We start from the raw sequence: 19325 nt of genomic DNA, 5'->3' as shown, positions 1-19325 counted from the left end.
CACCACGAATGACATTGACGCGCGGAGAATCCATTCCTACGGTTGACCATAGGATTGATGGATTCCTCGGACACGGGAGCGCACATGGGCGGCAACGAGCAGGCCAGGAAAGCGGCGGAAGGGCTCGCCTACTCCTCCGGCTTCGGCAACGAGCACAGCTCGGAGGCGGTCCCGGGGGCGCTGCCGCACGGCCGCAACGCCCCGCAGCGCGCCCCCCTCGGGCTCTACGCGGAGCAGCTGAGCGGATCGGCGTTCACCGAGCCCCGGGCCCGCAACCGCCGCTCCTGGCTCTACCGGATCCGCCCCTCGGCGGCCCACCCGCCGTACACCCGGACCGACAACGGCGCGCTGCGCACCGCCCCCTTCACCGAGACCGTCCCCGACCCCAACCGGCTGCGCTGGGACCCGCTCCCGCAGCCCGCGCCCGGCACGGACTTCGTCTCCGGTCTGTGGACGCTCGGGGGCAACGGCGACGCCGCCCAGCGCTCCGGCATGGCCGTGCATCTGTACGCGGCCGACACGTCGATGACCGACCGGGTCTTCGGCGACAGCGACGGCGAGCTGCTGATCGTCCCCGAACAGGGCGGTCTGCTGATCCGCACCGAACTGGGCCTGCTGAGCGCCGCTCCGGGCGAGGTCGCGCTGATCCCGCGCGGGGTCCGCTTCCGTGTCGAACTGCTGGACGCCACCGCCCGCGGCTATGTCTGCGAGAACTACGGCAGCCCCTTCGTCCTGCCCGACCTCGGCCCGATCGGCGCCAACGGCCTGGCCAACGCCCGCGACTTCCGCGCCCCGGTCGCCGCGTACGAGGACGTGGAGCGTCCGGTCGAGGTGATCAACAAGTACTGCGGCAACCTCTGGTCGGCGACGTACGACCACTCGCCGCTGGACGTCGTCGCCTGGCACGGCAACCACACCCCGTACGTCTACGACCTGCGCCGCTTCAATGTCATCGGGTCGATCAGCTACGACCACCCGGACCCGTCGATCTTCACGGTGCTGACCTCCCCCTCGGACACCCCGGGGCTGGCCGGCGTCGACTTCGTGGTGTTCGCGCCGCGCTGGCTGGTGGGCGAGGACACCTTCCGCCCGCCGTACTTCCACCGCAACGTCATGAGCGAGTACATGGGCCTGATCGAGGGCGCGTACGACGCGAAGAGCGGCGGCTTCGTCCCCGGCGGCGGCTCGCTGCACTCCATGATGTCGGCGCACGGCCCGGACCGGGAGACCTTCGAGAGGGCGAGCGCGGCCGAGCTGAAGCCGCAGAAGATCGACGACGGCCTGGCCTTCATGTTCGAGACCCGCTGGCCGATCGTCACGACGGAACGCGCGGCGACGGCCGGCCATCTTCAGCAGGGGTACGACGACGTGTGGCAGGGTCTGAGCCGCAACTTCCGCCCCTGACCGGCGCGGGCGGCGCCCGGACCGCTCCGGGCCCGTCCGGCACGACGACGAATCGCAGGTGACCCAGGTGACGCAGCCCCCTCTCACACCCCCCGCGCCCCAGGGGGCCGCGTTCGCCCCCGATTCGCTGGTGCTGAACCGCAAGCTGCCGCTCTGGTACCAGGTCTCGCAGTCGCTGCGCGCCTCGATACTCGGCCGCACCGCGGACGCCACGCTGCGGCTGCCCACCGAGGAACAACTGGCCGCGCACTACGGGGTCAGCGTCCTGACCATGCGCCAGGCGCTCAAGGAGCTGGAGGAGGAGGGGCTGATCAGCCGTCACCGGCGGCGCGGCACCTTCATCGAGCCGCGCGCCCGGCGGGTCTCGCCGGTCCGGCTGCTGGGCTCGATCGACGCGATCGTGGCCCAGCAGTCGGGCGAGCGCACCACCCTGCTCGACCACGGCCCCTCCCCCGTGCCGGGCGAGCTGGCGGAGTACTTCCCCGGCTGCCCGGAGGTCGTCGGCTACCGCCGGCTGCGGTGCGACGAGGAGACCGGGGAGCCCACCAACTGGGCGCAGAACTGGCTTCCGCCCGGGACCGCGGCCCGGCTCGATCCCGCCGATCTCGACCGCTGGCCGATGACGAAGGTGCTGCGCGACCGCGTCGGCGTGCCCATCGCCCGGATCACCGACACGGTCGAGGCCCGGCTCGCCGACCCCGTCACCGCCGAGCTGCTCCGGGTCCCGCTGCTCAGCCCGATCCTGTACTACACGGGCGTGACGTACGACGAGGGCGGCCGGGTGGTCGACGTGGCGCAGATCCGCTACCGGGGCGACCGCTTCTCCTTCTCCGTGACGGTCGACGCCCACTGACCCCTGGCCGAGGCGGTCCACGGGCGCCCTGCCGCGGGCCCCGGCCGCGCCGTTACGATGCCGGGGAAGGCGGCACGCTCGGGGCGACGGGGAGGCGACACGGTGGCAGTTCCGGCAGCGGCCGGCCCCGGCCGGGTCCCGCACGCCCCGCTGCTCGACGATCTGATGCCCTGGTCCGTACGCCCGCTGCGGACCGGGCGGTCCTGGGTGACCGCCCCGGACGCGGCGTCGCTCCGGGCCCGCTGGGAGCGGCTGGTGACCGCGCCGGAGTCCGAGCGCGAGGAGTTGTTCGCCCCCACCCGCGCGCGGACGCCGCGGATGCCGGTGGCCGCACTGCCCGGCCGGTCCGCCGGGACCGGCCCGTTCGCCCGTGAGCCGGGGCCCTGCCCCGATCCGGTCCGCATCCTGCACGGCCCGTTCGACGAGCAGTGGCTGCTCCCCGACCACCGGCTGATCGACGAGGCGCGGCCCGAGCTGTGGCGGGTCGCCGACGGCCATCAGCTGTTCCTCGTCGAGCACGGCCGGGTTCCCCAGGACACCGGCCCCGCGGTCTCCGTGACCGCCCTGCTGCCCGACGGACACTCACCGGCGGGTCGTCCCGGCCGGATCCGCCCGCTGTACCGCCGCCCCGGCGGCACCGAACCCAATCTCGCCCCGGGCCTGCTCGCCGTGATGCGCGGCCACCACGGGGACGCGGTCACCGCCGAGTCCGTCCAGGCCTGGATCCTCGCGGCCGCCCACCCCTCGCCGGGCGGCTGCGCCGTACCGCTGCCGAAGGACACGGAGCGCTGGTGGGCGGGGGTGGAGCTGGGACGTGAGCTGCGCCGGCTCCAGTTGCGCGGGGCGCGCGGCGGGGAGCGGCCCCGGCTTCCGGGCGGCCGGCGTCCCTACGTCCGGGCGGCGCTGCCGCCGGTCCCGGACGGTCTCGTGTACGACGCCGAGGAGCAGACCCTCTCCGTGGGCACCGGACGGATCGCCCCGGTGCCCGCCGGGGCCTGGGAGTTCCGAGTGGGCGGGGTGCGGATGCTGGAGCTGTGGTTCGGCCGCCGCGCGGCACCGGAGGCGGCGACCGGGCTGGCCGCCCTGCGCCCGAGGAGCTGGCCGCAGGAGTGGACCTCGGAGCTGCTGGAGCTGATCACGCTGCTCGCGCTGCTCGCCGAACTGCGCCCCCGGCAGGAGGCGCTGGCCGAGGGGCCGGAGATCGGGGTGCGGGAGTTGCGCGCGGCGGGCGTCCTGCCGGTGCCGGCGGCCGCCCGGCGGCCCGCGTCGGTCCTCGACCACCGCGAGGAGGGCCCGGACGGGCAGTTCGCGCTGCTGTGACGGGAGGGACGGCGGGCCCGCCCGGAGGCCTTGCGGACAACGGGGAAGTCCTTACACGCCCTACGGGCGGCCGAAGGAGTCCAGCACCCGGGCGAGTGCCCGGTCGAAGACGGCGTCCAGATCGATCGGCCCGGGGTCCTCGGCGAAGCCCGCCGCCATCCGCGGATACTTCCCGGTCATGATCTGGCTGATCAGATAGCCGGTGCGGGCCGCCTGTTCCTCCTCCTCGGACCAGGGGAGCGACCGGCTGCGCTCGGCCGTGGCGATCTCGTTGGCGGTGTAGGTGGTGACCACGCCGTTGACCATGGCGATGAGTTCCATCTTCTCGCCGAACGGTGCGTCGACCCCGTCCAGACAGCTCAGCGCGTACTCCAGATACGCCAGGTTGTTCGGGCTGAACCCGTACACCGGGGACATCAGCCGGGGCACCCAGGTGTGGCGGCGCATCATGCCCCGCGCCTGGTGGGCGAGGGCCAGGAGATCGGCGCGCCAGTCGCCGGACGGCTCCGGATAGACGTAGCAGGCGCTGACCGCGTCGAGCATCAGCTCGTGCAGGTCCTCCTTGCGGGGGACGTAGTTGTAGAGCGACATGGTGCCGCAGCCCAGCTCGGCGGCCACCTTGCGCATCGACACCGCGTCGAAGCCCTCCGCGTCCGCGATGCGCACGGCGGCCGCCGCGATGTCCGCACGGCTGTACGCGGGCTTGGGGCCGCGCCCCGCACGCTCGGGGCGCGCCCAGATCACTTCGGGTCCAGCGGGTCGCCCCACCATTGATCATCACCTCGACCACCATGGTAGTTACGTACACCGTACGTAGTGCGCTACCGTGTCCGGCATGACAACTACGTACGCTGTACTTAGTGAAGGTCTGCGGAAGCGCTACGGCACCGTCCACGCGCTGCGCGGCCTCGATCTGGCCGTCGCCGAGGGCACCGTCTGCGGAGTGCTGGGGCCCAACGGCGCCGGCAAGACCACCGCCGTCCGCGTCCTCACCACGCTGACCGCCCCCGACGGCGGCAGCGCCCGGGTGGCCGGGCACGACGTGGTGCGGGAGGCGGCAGCCGTGCGGGCGGCCATCGGCGTCACGGGGCAGAGCGCCTCCGTCGACGGCGAGCTGACCGGCCGGCAGAACCTGCGGCTGTTCACCCGGCTGCTCGCCTACCGGGGCGCGGCGGCCCGCGCCCGCGCCGACGCACTGCTCGAACGCTTCGAGCTGGCCGGGGCGGCCGACCGCCCGGCCCGCACCTACTCGGGCGGGATGCGCCGCCGGCTGGACCTGGCGGCCTGCCTGCTGGCCCGGCCGCCGGTCCTGTTCCTGGACGAGCCGACCACCGGACTCGATCCGCACAGCCGCAACCAGATCTGGTCGGCGGTGCGGGAACTGGCGGGCCGCGGCACCACCGTGCTGCTCACCACACAGTATCTGGAGGAGGCCGATCAGCTCGCGGACGACATCGTGCTCGTCGACCGCGGCCGGGCCGCCCACCGCGGCACCCCCGCCGAACTGAAGGCCGGGATCGGCAGATACGCCGAGGTCGTCGTCGCCCACCCCGGGGCGCTGGCCCCGGCCGCGGCCGTACTGGACCGGCTGACGGGCGCCGCGCCCGCGCTCGACCCCGAGCGCCGCACGGTGGGCGCGGTCGCCACGGACCCCACGCTCACCCTCCCCCGCATCGTCCGCGCGCTCGACGCGGCGGGGGCGGCGGTCGTCGACGCGAGTCTGCGGCCACCCACCCTGGACGAGGTGTTCCTGCGGCTGACCGGCCGCGCCGTCCCGGGCGAGGAGGCGGCGGCATGAGCGTCGGCGCCCCCCTCGCGGCCGGGCGGCCCGCACGGGCCGCCGCACACACCCCGGTCGCGGACGGCCTGGCCGTGCTCGGCCGCCATCTGCAGCGGATCAAGGCGGCCCCGGGCCTCCTGATCCTGACCCAGACGATGCCGATCACGATGCTGCTGTTCTTCGGGTACGTCTTCGGCAGCGCCCTGGCCGTCCCGGGGCGGGAGTACCGCGCCTTCCTGGTCCCCGGACTGCTGGCGGCGACCGCCGCGAACGGCCTCATGACCGGGATGTTCCAGTCCGCCCAGGACTGCCACCGGGGCGTGATGGACCGGTTCCGGACCCTGCCGATGAGCCGCGCCGCCGTGCCCTTCGGGCAGACCGCGGCCGATCTGCTGACGACCGCCGCCGGCACGGTGCCGCTGGCCCTGGTGGGACTGGCGGTCGGCTGGCGGATCGAGGGCGGGCCCGCCGCCGCGCTGGGCGCGTTCGGGCTGCTGATGCTCTTCCGGTTCGCCGCCTCCTGGGTCGGCTGCTGGCTGGGTCTGCTGATCCGGAACGAGGAGGCCGCCGGACAGGTGGGCAGCGCCACGTTCGTCCTGCCGCTGCTCTCCAACGCCTACATCCCGACCGGGAACCTGCCGGACTGGCTGCGCGCCCTCGCGGAGTGGAACCCGATCAGCGCGGTCGCCGCGGCCGTCCGCGAGCTGTGCGGCGACGCGGCACCGGCCGCCGGAGCCGCCTGGCCGGTCGCGCACCCGGTGGCGGGGACGCTGCTCTGGTCGGCCGTCCTGCTCGCGGTCGCGGTGCCCCTCGCGGTGCGCCGGCACGCGCGCGGCGACGCGTAGCACGCCCCGTACGGCCCCGGCGGCAGCCGTCCGCCGGGGCTCAGCCCCGCAGCGCGACGGGGCGGTCCAGGGCGCCGAGCAGGGAGACGAAGCCGGACTCCAGGAAGGCGCCCAGTTCCCCGAGACCGGCCGGTCCACCGGACGGCCAGGTGGTGACGGCCTCCTCGGCGAAGGCCAGCCAGGCCCGGCTGGCGACGGGCAGTCGCGGCGAGTCCGGCATACCGAGCCGCCGCTGCCCCTCCTCCACCCGCCGGGCCAGCACCGTACGGGTGGACTCCACGATGTCCTCGACGGCCGGGCGGCTGCCGGCGGCGCCCCGTACCAGGGTGAGGTAGACCCGGCGGTGCTCCGTGACGTACGCGGCGAAACCGGCGATGAAGGCGCGCAGCCAGGCGACCGGTTCGAGCGCGGGATCGGGCTCCGTGGCGGCGGCGAAGTCGTCGCACTCGCGCCGCACGACGGCGCGGTAGAAGTCCCGCTTGGAGTCGAAGTAGTGGAAGAGCAGCCCGCGCGATATGCCGGCGCGGCGCGCCACCTCGTCCGTGGACAGCTCGTCCAGCGAGCATTCCGCAAGCATGTCCACGCCAATCGCCACCAGCTGCGCCCTTCGTTCGTCGGGGCTCAGGCGCGCGGCTCGCTTCTCGGACATGCGCACAGTGTAGAAGTACTTCGGCACCGAATTATTTCAGTACCCCTGTTCATCGAGCGCACCCGGACATGGCTGCGCGCCACTGCCCGCTCCGGGGATGACGGAAGAGCGGACAGCGGCGCGATGCCGGGACCGGTGGCGTCGGGTCAGCGGCGGCTGCCGAAGAGCGAGCGGCGCAGTCGCCGCAGCGGCGCGAAGAGCGAGACGCGCGCGCTCCTGCTCCGACGGCTGTGCGCGGCGTCGCGCGAGGTCAGCTCACGCATGAGCAAGGTCGCCTCCGCGGACTCGCGCTGCGGGACGACGGGGCCGCCCAGCACCGCGAGATGACGGTCCAGGCGCGAACTGGTCGCACCGCTCCCGCATGTGATCGCAGGCACCCGTGGCCTGCTCCGCATCGTTATCTGTTCCATGTCACTCCCCACCCGTACGAGGGCACCCGGTCCGGGCAGGTTAACCCTATCGTCCCGCGCCGACACCCGTGTATCCCGGGCGAAGGATTGCGTACCCGGATACGGAGGTTGACGGACCGTCCGCGCAGCCGCCCGGCGACGGACGGAGGAGGGCGGTCCGCCGGCCCCCGCCGGATCAGTCCAGCGCGTTCAGCACGGGCAGGTAGCCGCCGGACTGGCCGGAGGCGAAGGGGTGGTAGGACTCACCGATGTTGAGCCAGTTGAGGCTGTGCAGCCAGGCGTCCCCGGAGCAGATCTCGTGCCCGGTGAACGCCGAGGTCACATCGCCGAAGGAGAAGCCGTGGTCGGCGGCGCGCTTGGCGGTGGCGGCGTTGAGGTAGTCGGCGGCGCCGTTGATCGCGGAGCGCACCTTGTCACTCAGACCGACGACGCAGCTGCCGCCGATCTTGTAGAAGCGGGGGTAGCCGAGGACGACGACGTGCGCGTTCGGGGCCTTGGCGCGGATCGCCGAGTACACCGTGTTCAGCCGGCCGGGCAGCGTGGAGTCCACGAAACCGCGGGCGGTGGCGATCCGGTTGAGACAGGTGGACTCCGACTGGAGGACACAGGTCGTCATGACGTCGGCGAAGCCCGCGTCGTTGCCGCCGATGGAGATCGAGACGAGGTCGGTCGAGGAGGTGAGCGGGCCGAGCTGTTTGGCGGTCACATCGCTGGTGATCGCCCCGGAGCAGGCGGTGAACGCGAAGGAGGACGGCGCGTGGGCGTTCGCCCAGAGCTGGGGGTAGGCCTTGGTGCTGCGCTTGCAGCTGCCGCTCTCGCTGGTGTAGCTGCCGGAGCCGACCCCCGAGGAGTAGGAGTCGCCCAGGGCGACGTAGTCGACTCCCTGCACGGTGGCCGCCGCGTTGGCGGTGGCGGCCCCGGTGAGCGCGATGACGGCACCGAGGAACAGTGAGGACGAGAAGGCCACGAGTCTGGACAATTTCACGGGGGGAACCTCCCTTGGACCGACCAGCAGGATCTCTGCCTACCCAGTGGTAGCAGCAGCGAAGCCCACTTCGGTAGTGTCCATGCCAAGTCCATCGAATGATGTTCTGTCGACGCCCTTCTGAGATCGCGTCATATCCGGATCCGACCGCACGACGGCGGAATCCGCGCACCGCGCCACCCGAACTCACCCGGCATGGAACCGGAACGCGGGCGACGATGCGTCAACACTTAGGCCCCACGCGCCACTTATGGCGCAGCACCCTCACGACGTGGCCTGCGTCACATGGGATACCAGGGGTTGCAGCCCCTCCGGACGGATGGTCTACTCCATTGGTCTATGCCAATGCCCCGCGGACAGGAGTCATCTCCTGCGGCTCCCGGCGCATCGCGGCGACCCGTGCGCGCCCCTGGGCCCGACGCGGAACCGCCGCGGCCCGAACCACCGTGCCGGGCCGCAGTTCTCCGACCGAGGCGCACCGATGAGAAGAGGCGAATCCCGTGAAGTTCCTTACGGCACTCGGCGACACCCTGCTCAGCAAGCTGGCGCCCGAAGCCGAGGCGCAGGCCGCCTGCGTCACCTGCGGCACCGGCTGTTCCTCGTACAAGCAGTACAAGTGCGAGCAGGGCATCCGGCAGTTCGCGCGGTGCTGCTACATGGCCAACGGCAGCTCCTGCACCGCCCCGTACTGCGGCGCCTGGAAGTACTGCGGCATCTCCTGCTGACGTACGCCGGCTGACCGGCGCGGCCGACCGCTGATCCGCCGCGCCCCGTCCCCATGGATCCCGACGAGGAGGGCCTGTGCTCCGGCTGATCCGGCACCGCCTGCTGAGCCACTGGGCGCGCTCGCTGGCGCTCCTCGTCGGGATCCTGGTGGCCGTCTCCTCGTTCGCCGTGCTGTCCGCCACCACGCGGTCCGCCCGGCTCACCGTCACCGGCACCGTGGCCAAGAGCCGGGGCGCGTACGACCTGCTGATCCGCCCGCCCGGCGCGGCCCAGGACCTGGAGAACGCGCAGGGCCTCATCCGTCCCAACTCGCTCTCCGACGTCTACGGCGGCATCACGCTCGACCAGCTCGCCGCCGTGCGCCGGGTGCCGGGCGTCGAGGTCGCCGCCCCGCTGGAGGTGCTGGGCTACGCCACCGAACCGGGCGCGGTCTCCGTCGACCTGGCCGGTCTGGTGCCCCGGGGCACCCGCGGTGTCTTCGAGCTCGGCCGGACCTGGCACTACGACGGCGGTCTGTCCGCGCTCCCGCAGCGGCCGCACACCGTGTTCATCACCCCGTACCCGCTGGAGACCGTGCCCGGCACACCGGTGTCGCGGCAGGAGGCCGACGGCAAGGCCCAGTACCTGACGGACCGCTACTTCGAGGTGCTGCCCTCCGGGAAGCGACGCGAGGTGTGCAAGGGAGGGCTCCGCGCCGAGGAGCAGTCCACCGGACTCAGCGCCGCCGTGACCTGTCTGTCCTGGTCAGGAGTGACCGCACGGGGCGAGCAGGCCTCGCCCGGCGGCTCCGGCCCCCGCACCCGGGTCGTCTTCGCCTTCCCGGTCACCTCCCTTGTCGCGGGCATCGACCCGGAGGCCGAGTCCAGGCTCTTCGGGCTGGCCGGGGCGGTGACCGAGGGCCGCTATCTGACCTCCGCCGCGCCCCGGACCGTGCCCGCCGGCGCGGACGAGGTGCCCGGGGCGGTGCTGCCCGTCCTGCGGTCCTCCCGCGCCGCCGGCGACCTGACGGTGGAGGTCACCCTCACCCGCGAGGGCGCCGGTCGCCCCCTGCTGGACAAGCGGTTCGACGCCGCGTCCCGGCAGCCCGAGCAGCGGTCCGGCGAGCAGCTCGCCGTCGGTCTCGGCTCGCTCCTGGCCACCGGGCCCGTCTCCTACGACTCCGGTCCGGACGGCACCGTACGGCCCCGGACCGTGCCCCGTCCCGACAAGGCGGCCACCCTGCTGCCGCTGGACGGGCAGGACGTCTGGTTCCGCTCGCTGGTGCCGCAGGGCGAACAGTTCGAACGCCCCTCGGCGCTGCCGGAGGTGGTCGGGACGTTCGATCCGGAACGGCTGCCGGAGTTCGACGCCGGGAGCCGGCTGCCGCTCGGCACCTACGGGCAGCCGGCGCTCACCGGCGCCGACGCCCGGTCCAGGAAGCTGCTCGGCGGCCGGGCGCTGCGCCCCGCCTCGTCCCCCACCTCGTACATCCAACAGCCGCCGCTGCTGCTGACCTCGACGGCGGCGGCGCGCTGGCTCGGCGACCACGGCTATCTGACGTCGGAACAGGCCGCCGCGCCGGTCTCGGCGATCCGGGTCAAGGTGGCCGGGGTGACCGGCGCGGACGCGGTCTCCCGGGAACGCGTGCGGCAGGCCGCCGAGTCCGTCGGCCGGATCCCCGGACTGCGCGTGGACATCACGCTCGGCTCGTCCCCGGCCCGGCTCACCGTCGACCTGCCCGCCGGGACGAACGGCCGGCCCGCGCTGGCGCTCACCGAGTGGTGGAGCAGGAAGAACGTGGCCGAGCGGATCATCCGGGCCTCCGACACGAAGTCCCTGGTCCTGCTCGCGCTGGTACTGGTGGTCTGTGTGCTCTTCGTCGGGAACGCGGCGGCCTCCTCCGTCCGGGCCCGCCGGGCCGAACTGGGCCTGCTCGCCGCGGTGGGATGGCGGCGGCGTCATCTCTTCGGCCTGGTCCTGGGCGAGGTGCTGCTGCTCGGCACGGTGGCCGGGATCCTCGGGGCGGGCGTGGCCTGGGGGGCCTCGCGCGCCCTCGGGGTGGACGCCCCGGCCGGACATCTGCTGGCCGCCGTGCCCGTGGCGCTGGCCGTCGCGGCCGCCGCGGGCGGGGTCCCGGCCTGGCTGGCCTCCCGGGTCCCGCCCGCCACCGCGCTGCGCCCGGCGCTCTCCACCGGGGGCCGGGCCCGGATGTTCGCCGGGGTGACCGGGCTGGCCCTCGCGGGCGCGGTCCGGGCCAGGGGGCGGAGCCTGCTGGGCGCCGCCGCCGTGGCGACGGCGTCGGCGGCGGCGCTGGTCCTGCTGGCGGCGGCCTACGCCTTCAAGGGGACACTCGCCGGTTCGCTGCTCGGCGAGACCGTCTCCGTACAGGTCCGTGCCACCGATGTGGCCGCGGTGGTGACGATGGCGGTGCTGTCCGTCGTGGCCGTGGGCGACGTGATGTATCTGGGCGTCCAGGAGCGGGCCGCCGAGTTCGCCCTGCTGCGGGCGGTCGGCTGGGGCGACGCGGTCGTCACCCGGCTGGTGCTGCTGGAGGGTGCGCTCATCGGGCTGCTGGGTTCGCTCGGCGGGGCGCTGCTCGGCGGGGCGGCGGCGCTCCGGCTCTCCCCCGGCGGCTGGACGGACCTCGTGCCCGCGGCCTGCGCCGTGGTCGCCGCGGGCACCCTGCTCTCCGCCGCCGCGGCCCTCGTCCCCGTACTGATCCAGCGGCGGCACCCCACCGCCCGGCTGCTGGCGGAGGAGTGAACGCCGTGGACTACGCGGTACTGACGGTGCGCTGGGCGCTCGCGGGGATCTTCCTGGTCTCCGCACTCGCCAAGGTGCGGGCGTTCCCGGACACCCTGGAGATGGTGCGGCCCCTGCTGACCCGGGCGGGCCGGGCCCTCGGCCGTGTCCGGAAGGCCCCGCCCGGCCCGGGAACGTCCGGACGCGGCTTCGCGCGGCGGTTCACCCGGCCCGCCGCGCTGCTGCTGGTCACCGCCGAGGCCGCCACCGGTCTCGCGCTGCTGGGGCCCCGGCAGACCGCCGGTCCCGGCCTCGCCGCCGCCGCCGTCCTCACCGCGGGCTTCACCGCCCTCGCGGTCCTGGCGACGGTGGCGCGCACCGAGGTGCGCTGCGCCTGTTTCGGCCGGCCCACGGCCCGGCTCGGCCGGCGCCATGTGGTGCGCAACGGCTTCCTGCTGGCCCTGGCCTGTCTGGGCTGCTGGGGTCCCGGGGCGGCCGGGGTGCTCTCGGCCGCCGTCCCGGCGCTCGTCGTCTGCGCGACGGCCGCGGTGGTCGTCACCGCCGTGACCGCCTTCTACGACGACATCGTCGATCTGCTGAAGATCTCATGAAAGAGGAATGGGCATGATCTATCTGACCGCCGCGCTCGTGCTCGTGGGAGCCGTCACCGTACTCAACCTGCTGCTGACCCTCGCGGTCGTCCGGCGGCTGCGCCGCCAGGAGTCCGAGCGGCAACAGCCCTTCGGCACGATCGACTCCGGCCCCGAGACCGGTGCTCCGCTTCCGGACTTCACGGCCGACACGGTGGCGGGCGGGACGGTCACCGCGGCGTCCCTGAAGGGCCGTCAGGGGGCGCTGACCTTCCTCTCCACGGACTGCTCGGCCTGCACCATGGCGGTGGCCGACCTCCCCGAGTTCGCCCGGCGCACCGGCATGGACGCCGGCCAGATGATCGTGGTGATCGCCGGGGACGCGGACGACGCACACCGCATGGCCGAGCCGCTGGCGGGGATCGCGACCGTGGTCGTCGAGGAGACCGCGGGACCGCTCTCCACGCTGTACTCGATCGAGGCGACGCCGACCACCGTGCTGACGGACCCCGACGGCACGGTCACCTACGCCCAGGCGGGCACCAACCCGGTGCTGGAAGGCCTCCCGGCGTGAGCGCGGGCCAGGAGTCCGCCGTCCACCGGCTGGGCGGTCCGCGCGGACTGCTCACCGGAGCGGGCGCGGCGCTGGCCCTGACCTGGCGGGCGGGGCCGGCCGCCTTCGTCTGCCAGGTCCTGCTGACCGTGGTGCAGGGGCTGCTGCCCGCCGGGATCACCCTGCTCACGAAATGGCTCTTCGACTTCGTGGGTGACGGCCGCACGCCGGGCGGTGTCTCGCCGATGACGCTCGTGGCGGGGATCGGTCTGTGCGGCACCCTGCTGGCGGTCCTTCCGTACGCCTCGGACTACACCAAGTCCCGGCTGCGCCGCGGGATCGCCTACCGGGCGCAGAAGGAGCTGTACGGGAAGGTGGAGGGGTTCGTCGGGCTGTCCCGCTTCGAGGACCCGGAGTTCCTGGACCGGCTGCGGCTGGCGCAGGACTCGGCGACCGGGGCGCCCGACCAGATCACCACCGCGCTGTTCGGGCTGGTGCAGCAGGCCACGGCCGTGACGGGGCTCGCCGTGGTGCTGTCCGCGATCTCGCCCTGGCTGACGGTGTTCACCGTGGCGGCGGCGGTGCCGGCGCTGTTCGTCCAGGTGTCGCTCAGCCGCCGGCAGGCCCGGATGATGTGGACGATCAGCCCCCGCAACCGCCGCCAGCTCTTCTACCAGAGCATGATGCTGGACCTGGCCGCCGTGAAGGAGGTCCGGCTGTTCGGTGCCGGGGGCTTCCTCCTCCGCCGGATGAACGAGGAGACCCGGGACATCAACGCGGCGGAGGAGCGGCTCGACCGCCGGGTCCTCGCCTTCCAGACGCCGACCACCGCGCTGGGCGCGGTCATCGCCGTGTGCGGGCTCGCCTGGATGATCCACGGGGCGCGGTCCGGGCGGTTCGGGGCCGGTGACGTCTCGGCGTTCCTCGGCGCCTCCGCCGGGGTGCAGGGGGTGCTGAACTCCTCGATCCTCCATGTCACCAGCGGCTACCAGGCCCTGCTGACCTTCCGTCACTATGTCGACATACGGCGGCTGCCCACCGACCTTCCGGTCCCGGCCGACCCGCTGCCCGTACCCCCGCTGCGCGACCGCATCGAACTGGACGACGTCTGGTTCCGGTACGGGGACGACGGGCCGTGGGTGCTGCGCGGGGTGAGCCTGACCCTCGAACGCGGCGAGTCGGTCGCGCTGGTGGGGCTCAACGGCGCGGGCAAGAGCACGCTGGTCAAGCTGTTGTGCCGGCTGTACGACCCGACGCGCGGCACGGTCCGCTGGGACGGCACGGACATCCGCACCATGGACCCGGCCCTGCTCAGGGAGCGGATCAGCGCGGTGTTCCAGGACCGGGTGGCGTACGACCTGTCGGCGCGGGACAACATCGCGATGGGCGATCTGCGCCGTCTCGACGATCCGGAGCGGATCGCCGGGGCCGCCCGCCGGGCGGACGCGCACGATTTCGTCTCCCGGCTGCCGCGCGGCTACGACACGATGCTGTCCCGGATCTTCCCGGACGCCGACGACGAGGACCCGGACGCGGTGGGCGTCACGCTCTCGGGCGGTCAGTGGCAGCGCCTGGCACTGGCGCGGGCGATGCTCCGGGAGGGCCGCGACCTGCTCGTCCTGGACGAACCGAGCGCCGGACTCGACGCGGCGGCCGAGCAGCGGCTGCACGAGCGGCTGCGCTCCTACCGCGAGGGCACGACGAGTCTGCTGATCTCGCACCGGCTGGGCACCGTGCGCCGGGCCGACCGCATCGTGGTCCTGGAGGACGGCCGGATGCGGGAGTGCGGCAGCCACGACGAACTGATGGACCTGAAGGGCGAGTACGCGAGACTCTTCACCCTCCAGGCGTCCGGGTACGCGCAGGACAGGGAGGTGGAGGTGTGAGCACCGCGATGATCGGGGTGAACGACCTGCACAAGACGTACGGGGCCGGCACGAGCAGCCCGGTCCGTGCCTGTGACGGGGTGGATCTGGAGATCGGCCGGGGCGAGTTCGTCGCACTCACCGGGCCCTCGGGTTCGGGCAAGTCGACGCTGCTGTATCTGCTGGGCGCGCTCGACCGGCCCGACTCGGGGACGATCGACGTGGACGGGGAGCGCGTCACCTCGATGAGCCGGGCGGAACTGGCGGCGTACCGGCGCCGGGTGGGGTTCGTGTTCCAGCGCTTCCATCTGCTGCCCGCGCTGACCGCGCTGGACAACGTCATCGCTCCGGTGCTGCCCCACCGGGTGGACTTCGACCGGCGGGCCCGCGCCCGTGAACTGCTGGCCTCGGTGGGGCTGGAGGGCCGGGAGCAGGCGCTGCCCTCGAAGCTGTCGGGCGGCCAGCAGCAGCGGGTGGCCGTCGCCCGCGCGCTGATCGGCGGTCCCCGGCTGATCCTCGCGGACGAGCCGACGGGCAATCTGGACTCGCGGTCCGGGGAGGACGTGCTGGACCTGCTGGCCGGGCTGCGGGAGCGGACGGGCGTCACGGTGGTGCTGGCCACGCACGACGCCCATGTGGTGGAGCGCTGCGACCGGGTGGTCCGGGTGCGGGACGGCCGGGTCTCGTGACCGCGGCGGTCCTGGGCGGGATGGCCGGCTGTCTGCTCGCGGCCGGACTGGCCGCCTGGTGGGTGCGGTACACCTACGTCGCCGTGACCGTGCGCGGCCACAGCATGATGCCGACGCTGCGGCCGGGCACCCGGGTGCTGATACGGCGCGGGACGCGCGGCGTGCGCCGGGACGGCATCGTCGTGGTCGCCTGCCCCGAACCGGGCACGGCGTGGCGGGGCAAGGCGCCGGTCGGCCGGGACCTGGCGGCGACCGAGTGGTACATCAAGCGCGCGGTCGCCCTGGCGGGCGAGCCCTTCGGCGGCGCGCCGGTGCCGGCCGGCTGCCTGGCGGTGGTCGGGGACAGCCCGCACAGCGAGGACTCCCGGAGTCACGGGCCCTGCCCGATGGACCAGGTCCTCGGCTCGGTGGTGCGCACCCTGGGGCAGCCGCCGGCGGCCGTCCGGGGCCCGGCGGCGGGTCCCGGGGAGCCGGCGGGCCGTCAGTCCGGGTAGACGGCCCGGATCGCGTCCCGGGCCAGTTCCAGGGCGCGTTCCCGGGACAGGCCCAGCCGGTGGGCGTCCTCGGCGTAGGTGCGGGCCGCGGCGCCCGCGTGGCGTTCGGCGGCGTCCCCGGCGGCGGCGACGAAGGTCCCGTTGCGGCCACGGGTCTCGATCACCCCGTCCGCCTCCAGCGCCCGGTAGGCCTTGGCGACGGTGTTCGCCGCCAGGCCCAGCTCCTCGGCGAAGCCGCGTACGGTCGGGAGCCGGTGGCCGACCGGCAGCGCACCGGAGCGGGCCAGTTCGGAGATCTGGGTGCGCAGTTGCTCGTACGGGGCGGCGTCCGCGTCCGGGTCCACGGAGATCTTGGGAGTCACGGCCCCGATTCTGCCCCACCGCCGGAAATTCGGAGGCGGGCGGGCCGGACCGGTGGGTAGCGTCCGGCGCATGACTGTCATCGTGCGCGACTTCCGCCCCTCCGACGCCGAGGACTGGGTACGGGTGCGGCGCGCGGCGCTCCCGTTCATGGTCACCACCCCGGAACAGGTCGTCTTCGATCTGGAGAGCGCCGCCCCCGGCAAGCACTACCGGCTGCTGGTCGCGGAGGAGGACGGCGAGCTGATCGCGACGGCGCAGGTCGGCCTGGCGCACGACAGCCCCGAGCCCGGACAGGCGTTCTTCAATCCGTACACCCATCCGGAGCGGACCGGGCACGGAGCCGGTTCGCTGCTGCTGCGCACGGCCGAGGAGCATCTGGCCCTGGCCGGTGCGACCACGGTCTACAGCTGGGTGCTGGACACCCCGGGCAACCGGGCGTTCGCCGAGAAGCACGGGTACGCGCCGAGCCGCTCCGCGCACTTCCTGCATCTCGATCTGGCGGGCGGCACGCTGCCGCCGCGTCAGGAGCCTCCGGCCGGGGTGGAGCTGCGCACCGCCGCCGACTTCGCCGACGATCCGCGCCCGCTGTTCGAGGCGGACGCCGAGACCACGGAGGACGAGCCCGGCGACATCCCGACCCGTCTCGCGGACTACGAGGAGTGGCTCGCCGAGACCTGGAACAGCCCCTGCCTCGACCACGCGCTGACCTCGGTCGTGCTGGCCGGCGGGCAGGTGGCGGCGTTCAGCGTGGCGGAGACCGACGGGGTGGACCGCTACTGGTCGGGGATGACGGGCACCCGGCGGGCGCACCGCGGCCGCGGTTTCGCCAAGCTCGCGAAGAACGACTCGCTGCACCGGGCGCGCGCCGCCGGCTACACCGACGCCTACACGGGCAACGACGCCGACAACGCGCCGATGCTGGCGGTCAACCGCTGGTTCGGCTACGCCCACTGCGCCACGGAGGTGCGTCATGTCCGCGCCCTCGGCTGACGCCCCGGCCACGGGGGCGGACGGCACCGCCCTGACCGTCGTCCTGGTCAAGGCGGGACGGACCAAGATCCGGTACCCCGCCGCCCTGGTGTCCGACGACGGGGTCCGGGTAACGGTCCGGGCGCCCTGGGCCGCGCCGGGGGTCCGTGACTTCGGCTTCGTACGGTTCGAACCGGGCGACGTCTTCACCGAGCACTACTGGCGCGACGCCTGGTTCGCGGTGAAGGAGGTCCGGTCCGGTGCGGGCGAGCTCAAGGGCTGGTACTGCGACGTGACCCGCCCGGCCGTGCTGCGGGACGGGGAGCTGCTGGTCGAGGACCTGGACCTGGATCTGTGGGTGTCGGCGGACCGGTCCGCCGTACTGCGGCTGGACGAGGACGAGTTCGAGGAGAGCGGGCTGGCGGCGCGCGATCCCCGGGCGGCGCGGGCCGCGGTGGCGGCCCTGGACGAACTGGAACGGCTGGCGCGCACGGACCGGGGGTTCGCCGGCCTGCTGGCCTGACCGCGTCCTGGGCACCGGCCCGGTCCCGGCCGTCTCGAAGGGGCGGGACCGGGGCGGAGTCGACACCTGGGTTCCGCCCCGGTCCGGGACGGTCGGGGCTCAGCCCACCACCAGCTCCACCTCGTATCCCGCCGCGTCCTCCAGATACGCGGCCACGTGCTCGTCCCCGCCCGCGTGGGGATGGCGGTCCGCGAAGAGCAGCCGCCAGCCGTGGCCGGGGGCGCGGGCCACCAGCGCGTCGAGGGCGGCCCGGTCCTCGACGTGGAAAGCCAGGTGGTTGAGGCCGGGGCGGCGCCGCTCGTGCGCCCCGGGGGCCAGATCGGGCGACTGCTCGATCACCACATAGCTGTCGCCCCGCCGCCAGCTGCGCCCGTGCTCCCAGCGCTGGTACGGGACATGGCCCAGCTCGCCCAGGAGCCAGCCCCAGCCGGGAGCGGCCGCCGCCAGATCGGGCACCCACAGCTCGATGTGGTGGAGCCGTCCGGTGCGCGCCCCGCCCGGCGGCAGCGGGACGGCCCGGCGGGCGGCGGAGGGCGCGTACGCGACGGGGTCGCCGTCCTCGTGCCAGTGGATCAGGAAGCGCTCCCCCGCCCGGTATCCGTCGAGACCGGCCCGGCAGTAGGCGACCATGTCGTCCGGAAGGGCGTCCAGCGGGAACCAGCCCAGCTCGGAGCACTTGTCGGGCTCCCGGTTGACGGGCGGGCGGTCCGGATCGTACGCCGCCTCGAAGAACCAGCCGGTACGGGGGTTCCCGCCGGGCCCCCGGTGCTGCATGACCAACGCCGCACGCAGTTCCTCCGGTTCGAGCGCGACACCGATCTCCTCGGCCGTCTCGCGGAGCATCGCCTCGCGGACGTCCTCGCCGTCCTCCACGTGCCCCGACGGGGCGTGCAGCAGGCCGTCCGCGTATCCCGTGCCGGAGCGGCGGGCGAGCAGGACGTCGGGGCCCCGGCGCAGGATCAGATGGACGTCGACGACCTCGGTGTGCCGGCGGGGCGGTTCGGCGCGGGCGACCAGGGCGTAGCGCTCGTCGTGGACCTCCTTGCCCCACAGGTCGCGGTCGCCGGAGAGCGGTTCGTGGTGGATCCGTTCGGTGAGGGGCGAGAGCAGGGCGGTGAGCCGGGCGGCGGAGAGCCCGACCCCGTTCCACACGCCTTCCACCAGGACCAGCCGGCCGCCGGGTTTCAGCAGTCCGAACCAGTGCCGCAGCACGGCCTCGGGGTCGGGGAGCAGCCAGACGACATGGCGGGCGAGGACCACGTCGAAGCGCTGTGCGCCGACCGGTGGTGCCACGGCGTCCCCGGTGAGCACCTCGGTGCCGGTGCCCCGCAGCTTGGCGCGGGCCTGCTCGACCATGCGCGGCGACCGGTCGACGGCGGTGACCCGGTGGCCCTGGCCCGCCACGAGCAGCGAGAGGCTTCCGGTGCCGCAGCCCAGGTCCAGCACATCGCACCGCCCGCGCGGCAGCCAGGTCTCCAGCCGCTGCGCCCAGGCGTGCCGCACCACGGGGTCGAGCAGTCCGTGGTCCGGTTCCTCGTCGAAGGAGCCGGCGGCCGAGTCCCAGTCGATCGTCGTCATGGAACGAT

20 protein-coding genes are annotated in these 19325 nt (G+C 73.9%); 14 read left to right on the top strand and 6 right to left on the bottom strand.

The genetic code is table 11. From position 1 onward, the window contains the following. Positions 1-84 precede the first annotated feature (84 nt). The 3 genes from hmgA (at position 85) to ACFVDM_RS34385 (ending at position 3577) form a co-directional block, all read left to right on the top strand. Positions 85-1404 (top strand): homogentisate 1,2-dioxygenase, encoded by a 1320-nt coding sequence (gene hmgA, locus ACFVDM_RS34395; RefSeq protein ID WP_383650144.1) that lies wholly within the window; start codon positions 85-87, stop codon positions 1402-1404. 67 nt (positions 1405-1471) lie between these two features. Next, entirely contained in the window at positions 1472-2257 is a 786-nt protein-coding gene (locus ACFVDM_RS34390) for a GntR family transcriptional regulator (RefSeq protein WP_383649961.1), read from the top strand. Between the two features lie 57 nt (positions 2258-2314). Further along, positions 2315-3577 (top strand): type ISP restriction/modification enzyme, encoded by a 1263-nt coding sequence (locus ACFVDM_RS34385; protein WP_383649958.1) that lies wholly within the window; start codon positions 2315-2317, stop codon positions 3575-3577. Between the two features lie 60 nt (positions 3578-3637). Here ACFVDM_RS34385 and ACFVDM_RS34380 read toward each other — a convergent pair whose 3' ends face one another. Further along, positions 3638-4348 (bottom strand): TetR/AcrR family transcriptional regulator, encoded by a 711-nt coding sequence (locus tag ACFVDM_RS34380; protein ID WP_383649955.1) that lies wholly within the window; start codon positions 4346-4348, stop codon positions 3638-3640. Positions 4349-4412: 64 nt separating this feature from the next. On the opposite strand from ACFVDM_RS34380, the gene ACFVDM_RS34375 reads away from it, so the two are divergent. Next, positions 4413-5375, top strand: coding sequence for an ATP-binding cassette domain-containing protein (locus tag ACFVDM_RS34375; protein ID WP_383649951.1), 963 nt, complete (start codon positions 4413-4415; stop codon positions 5373-5375). Beyond that, positions 5372-6202: an ABC transporter permease gene (locus tag ACFVDM_RS34370; protein WP_383649949.1), complete on the top strand. Its 831-nt coding sequence runs from the start codon at positions 5372-5374 to the stop codon at positions 6200-6202. Before ACFVDM_RS34375 ends, ACFVDM_RS34370 begins: the two co-directional genes overlap by 4 nt. A gap of 40 nt (positions 6203-6242) precedes the next feature. Here the strand turns inward: ACFVDM_RS34370 and ACFVDM_RS34365 are convergent, their stop codons facing one another. From ACFVDM_RS34365 to ACFVDM_RS34355, 3 genes are all read right to left on the bottom strand, one after another. After that, positions 6243-6851, bottom strand: a complete 609-nt coding sequence (locus ACFVDM_RS34365) for a TetR/AcrR family transcriptional regulator (protein ID WP_383649946.1) — start codon at positions 6849-6851, stop codon at positions 6243-6245. Positions 6852-6997: 146 nt separating this feature from the next. Next, positions 6998-7261, bottom strand: coding sequence for a hypothetical protein (locus ACFVDM_RS34360; protein WP_383649943.1), 264 nt, complete (start codon positions 7259-7261; stop codon positions 6998-7000). A 175-nt stretch (positions 7262-7436) separates the two neighbouring features. Beyond that, the gene (locus ACFVDM_RS34355; RefSeq protein WP_383650142.1) at positions 7437-8228 is read right to left on the bottom strand and encodes an SGNH/GDSL hydrolase family protein; all 792 of its coding nucleotides are present in this window, start codon (positions 8226-8228) and stop codon (positions 7437-7439) included. A 518-nt stretch (positions 8229-8746) separates the two neighbouring features. Here ACFVDM_RS34355 and ACFVDM_RS34350 point away from each other — a divergent pair. The 7 genes from ACFVDM_RS34350 to ACFVDM_RS34320 all read left to right on the top strand — a co-directional run bounded on the left by ACFVDM_RS34350 (position 8747) and on the right by ACFVDM_RS34320 (position 15884). After that, complete coding sequence (locus tag ACFVDM_RS34350; protein ID WP_383649940.1) at positions 8747-8971, top strand: hypothetical protein; 225 nt, start codon at positions 8747-8749, stop codon at positions 8969-8971. 76 nt (positions 8972-9047) lie between these two features. Beyond that, positions 9048-11714, top strand: a complete 2667-nt coding sequence (locus tag ACFVDM_RS34345) for an FtsX-like permease family protein (RefSeq protein ID WP_383649937.1) — start codon at positions 9048-9050, stop codon at positions 11712-11714. Positions 11715-11719: 5 nt separating this feature from the next. Then, the gene (locus tag ACFVDM_RS34340) at positions 11720-12304 is read left to right on the top strand and encodes a MauE/DoxX family redox-associated membrane protein (RefSeq protein ID WP_383649934.1); all 585 of its coding nucleotides are present in this window, start codon (positions 11720-11722) and stop codon (positions 12302-12304) included. Positions 12305-12317: 13 nt separating this feature from the next. Beyond that, positions 12318-12857: a peroxiredoxin family protein gene (locus ACFVDM_RS34335; protein ID WP_383649931.1), complete on the top strand. Its 540-nt coding sequence runs from the start codon at positions 12318-12320 to the stop codon at positions 12855-12857. Continuing rightward, positions 12854-14722: an ABC transporter ATP-binding protein gene (locus ACFVDM_RS34330; protein ID WP_383649928.1), complete on the top strand. Its 1869-nt coding sequence runs from the start codon at positions 12854-12856 to the stop codon at positions 14720-14722. Before ACFVDM_RS34335 ends, ACFVDM_RS34330 begins: the two co-directional genes overlap by 4 nt. Next, a complete protein-coding gene (locus ACFVDM_RS34325; protein WP_383649926.1) occupies positions 14719-15390 on the top strand; it encodes an ABC transporter ATP-binding protein in 672 nt (223 codons plus the stop codon). Before ACFVDM_RS34330 ends, ACFVDM_RS34325 begins: the two co-directional genes overlap by 4 nt. Next, on the top strand, positions 15387-15884 hold the full coding sequence (locus ACFVDM_RS34320) for a S24/S26 family peptidase (RefSeq protein WP_383649923.1): 498 nt from the start codon (positions 15387-15389) through the stop codon (positions 15882-15884). The genes ACFVDM_RS34325 and ACFVDM_RS34320 overlap by 4 nt, the downstream gene beginning before the upstream one ends. Here the strand turns inward: ACFVDM_RS34320 and ACFVDM_RS34315 are convergent. Further along, positions 15872-16246 carry a GntR family transcriptional regulator gene (locus tag ACFVDM_RS34315; RefSeq protein ID WP_383649921.1) on the bottom strand — a complete coding sequence of 125 codons (375 nt, stop codon included), beginning with the start codon at positions 16244-16246 and terminating at the stop codon, positions 15872-15874. The genes ACFVDM_RS34320 and ACFVDM_RS34315 overlap by 13 nt on opposite strands. 70 nt (positions 16247-16316) lie before the next feature. On the opposite strand from ACFVDM_RS34315, the gene ACFVDM_RS34310 reads away from it, so the two are divergent. Continuing rightward, positions 16317-17237 (top strand): GNAT family N-acetyltransferase, encoded by a 921-nt coding sequence (locus ACFVDM_RS34310; protein ID WP_383649918.1) that lies wholly within the window; start codon positions 16317-16319, stop codon positions 17235-17237. Beyond that, positions 17218-17739 carry a DUF402 domain-containing protein gene (locus tag ACFVDM_RS34305; RefSeq protein WP_383649915.1) on the top strand — a complete coding sequence of 174 codons (522 nt, stop codon included), beginning with the start codon at positions 17218-17220 and terminating at the stop codon, positions 17737-17739. The genes ACFVDM_RS34310 and ACFVDM_RS34305 overlap by 20 nt, the downstream gene beginning before the upstream one ends. A gap of 99 nt (positions 17740-17838) precedes the next feature. Here the strand turns inward: ACFVDM_RS34305 and ACFVDM_RS34300 are convergent, their stop codons facing one another. Further along, entirely contained in the window at positions 17839-19317 is a 1479-nt protein-coding gene (locus ACFVDM_RS34300) for a trifunctional class I SAM-dependent methyltransferase/NUDIX hydrolase/VOC family protein (protein ID WP_383649913.1), read from the bottom strand. Between the last annotated feature and the right edge of the window lie 8 nt (positions 19318-19325).

This window comes from Streptomyces sp. NPDC057682, from assembly GCF_042799575.1.
GTDB lineage: Bacteria > Actinomycetota > Actinomycetes > Streptomycetales > Streptomycetaceae > Streptomyces.
This window is presented reverse-complemented; position numbering and strand designations above follow the sequence as displayed.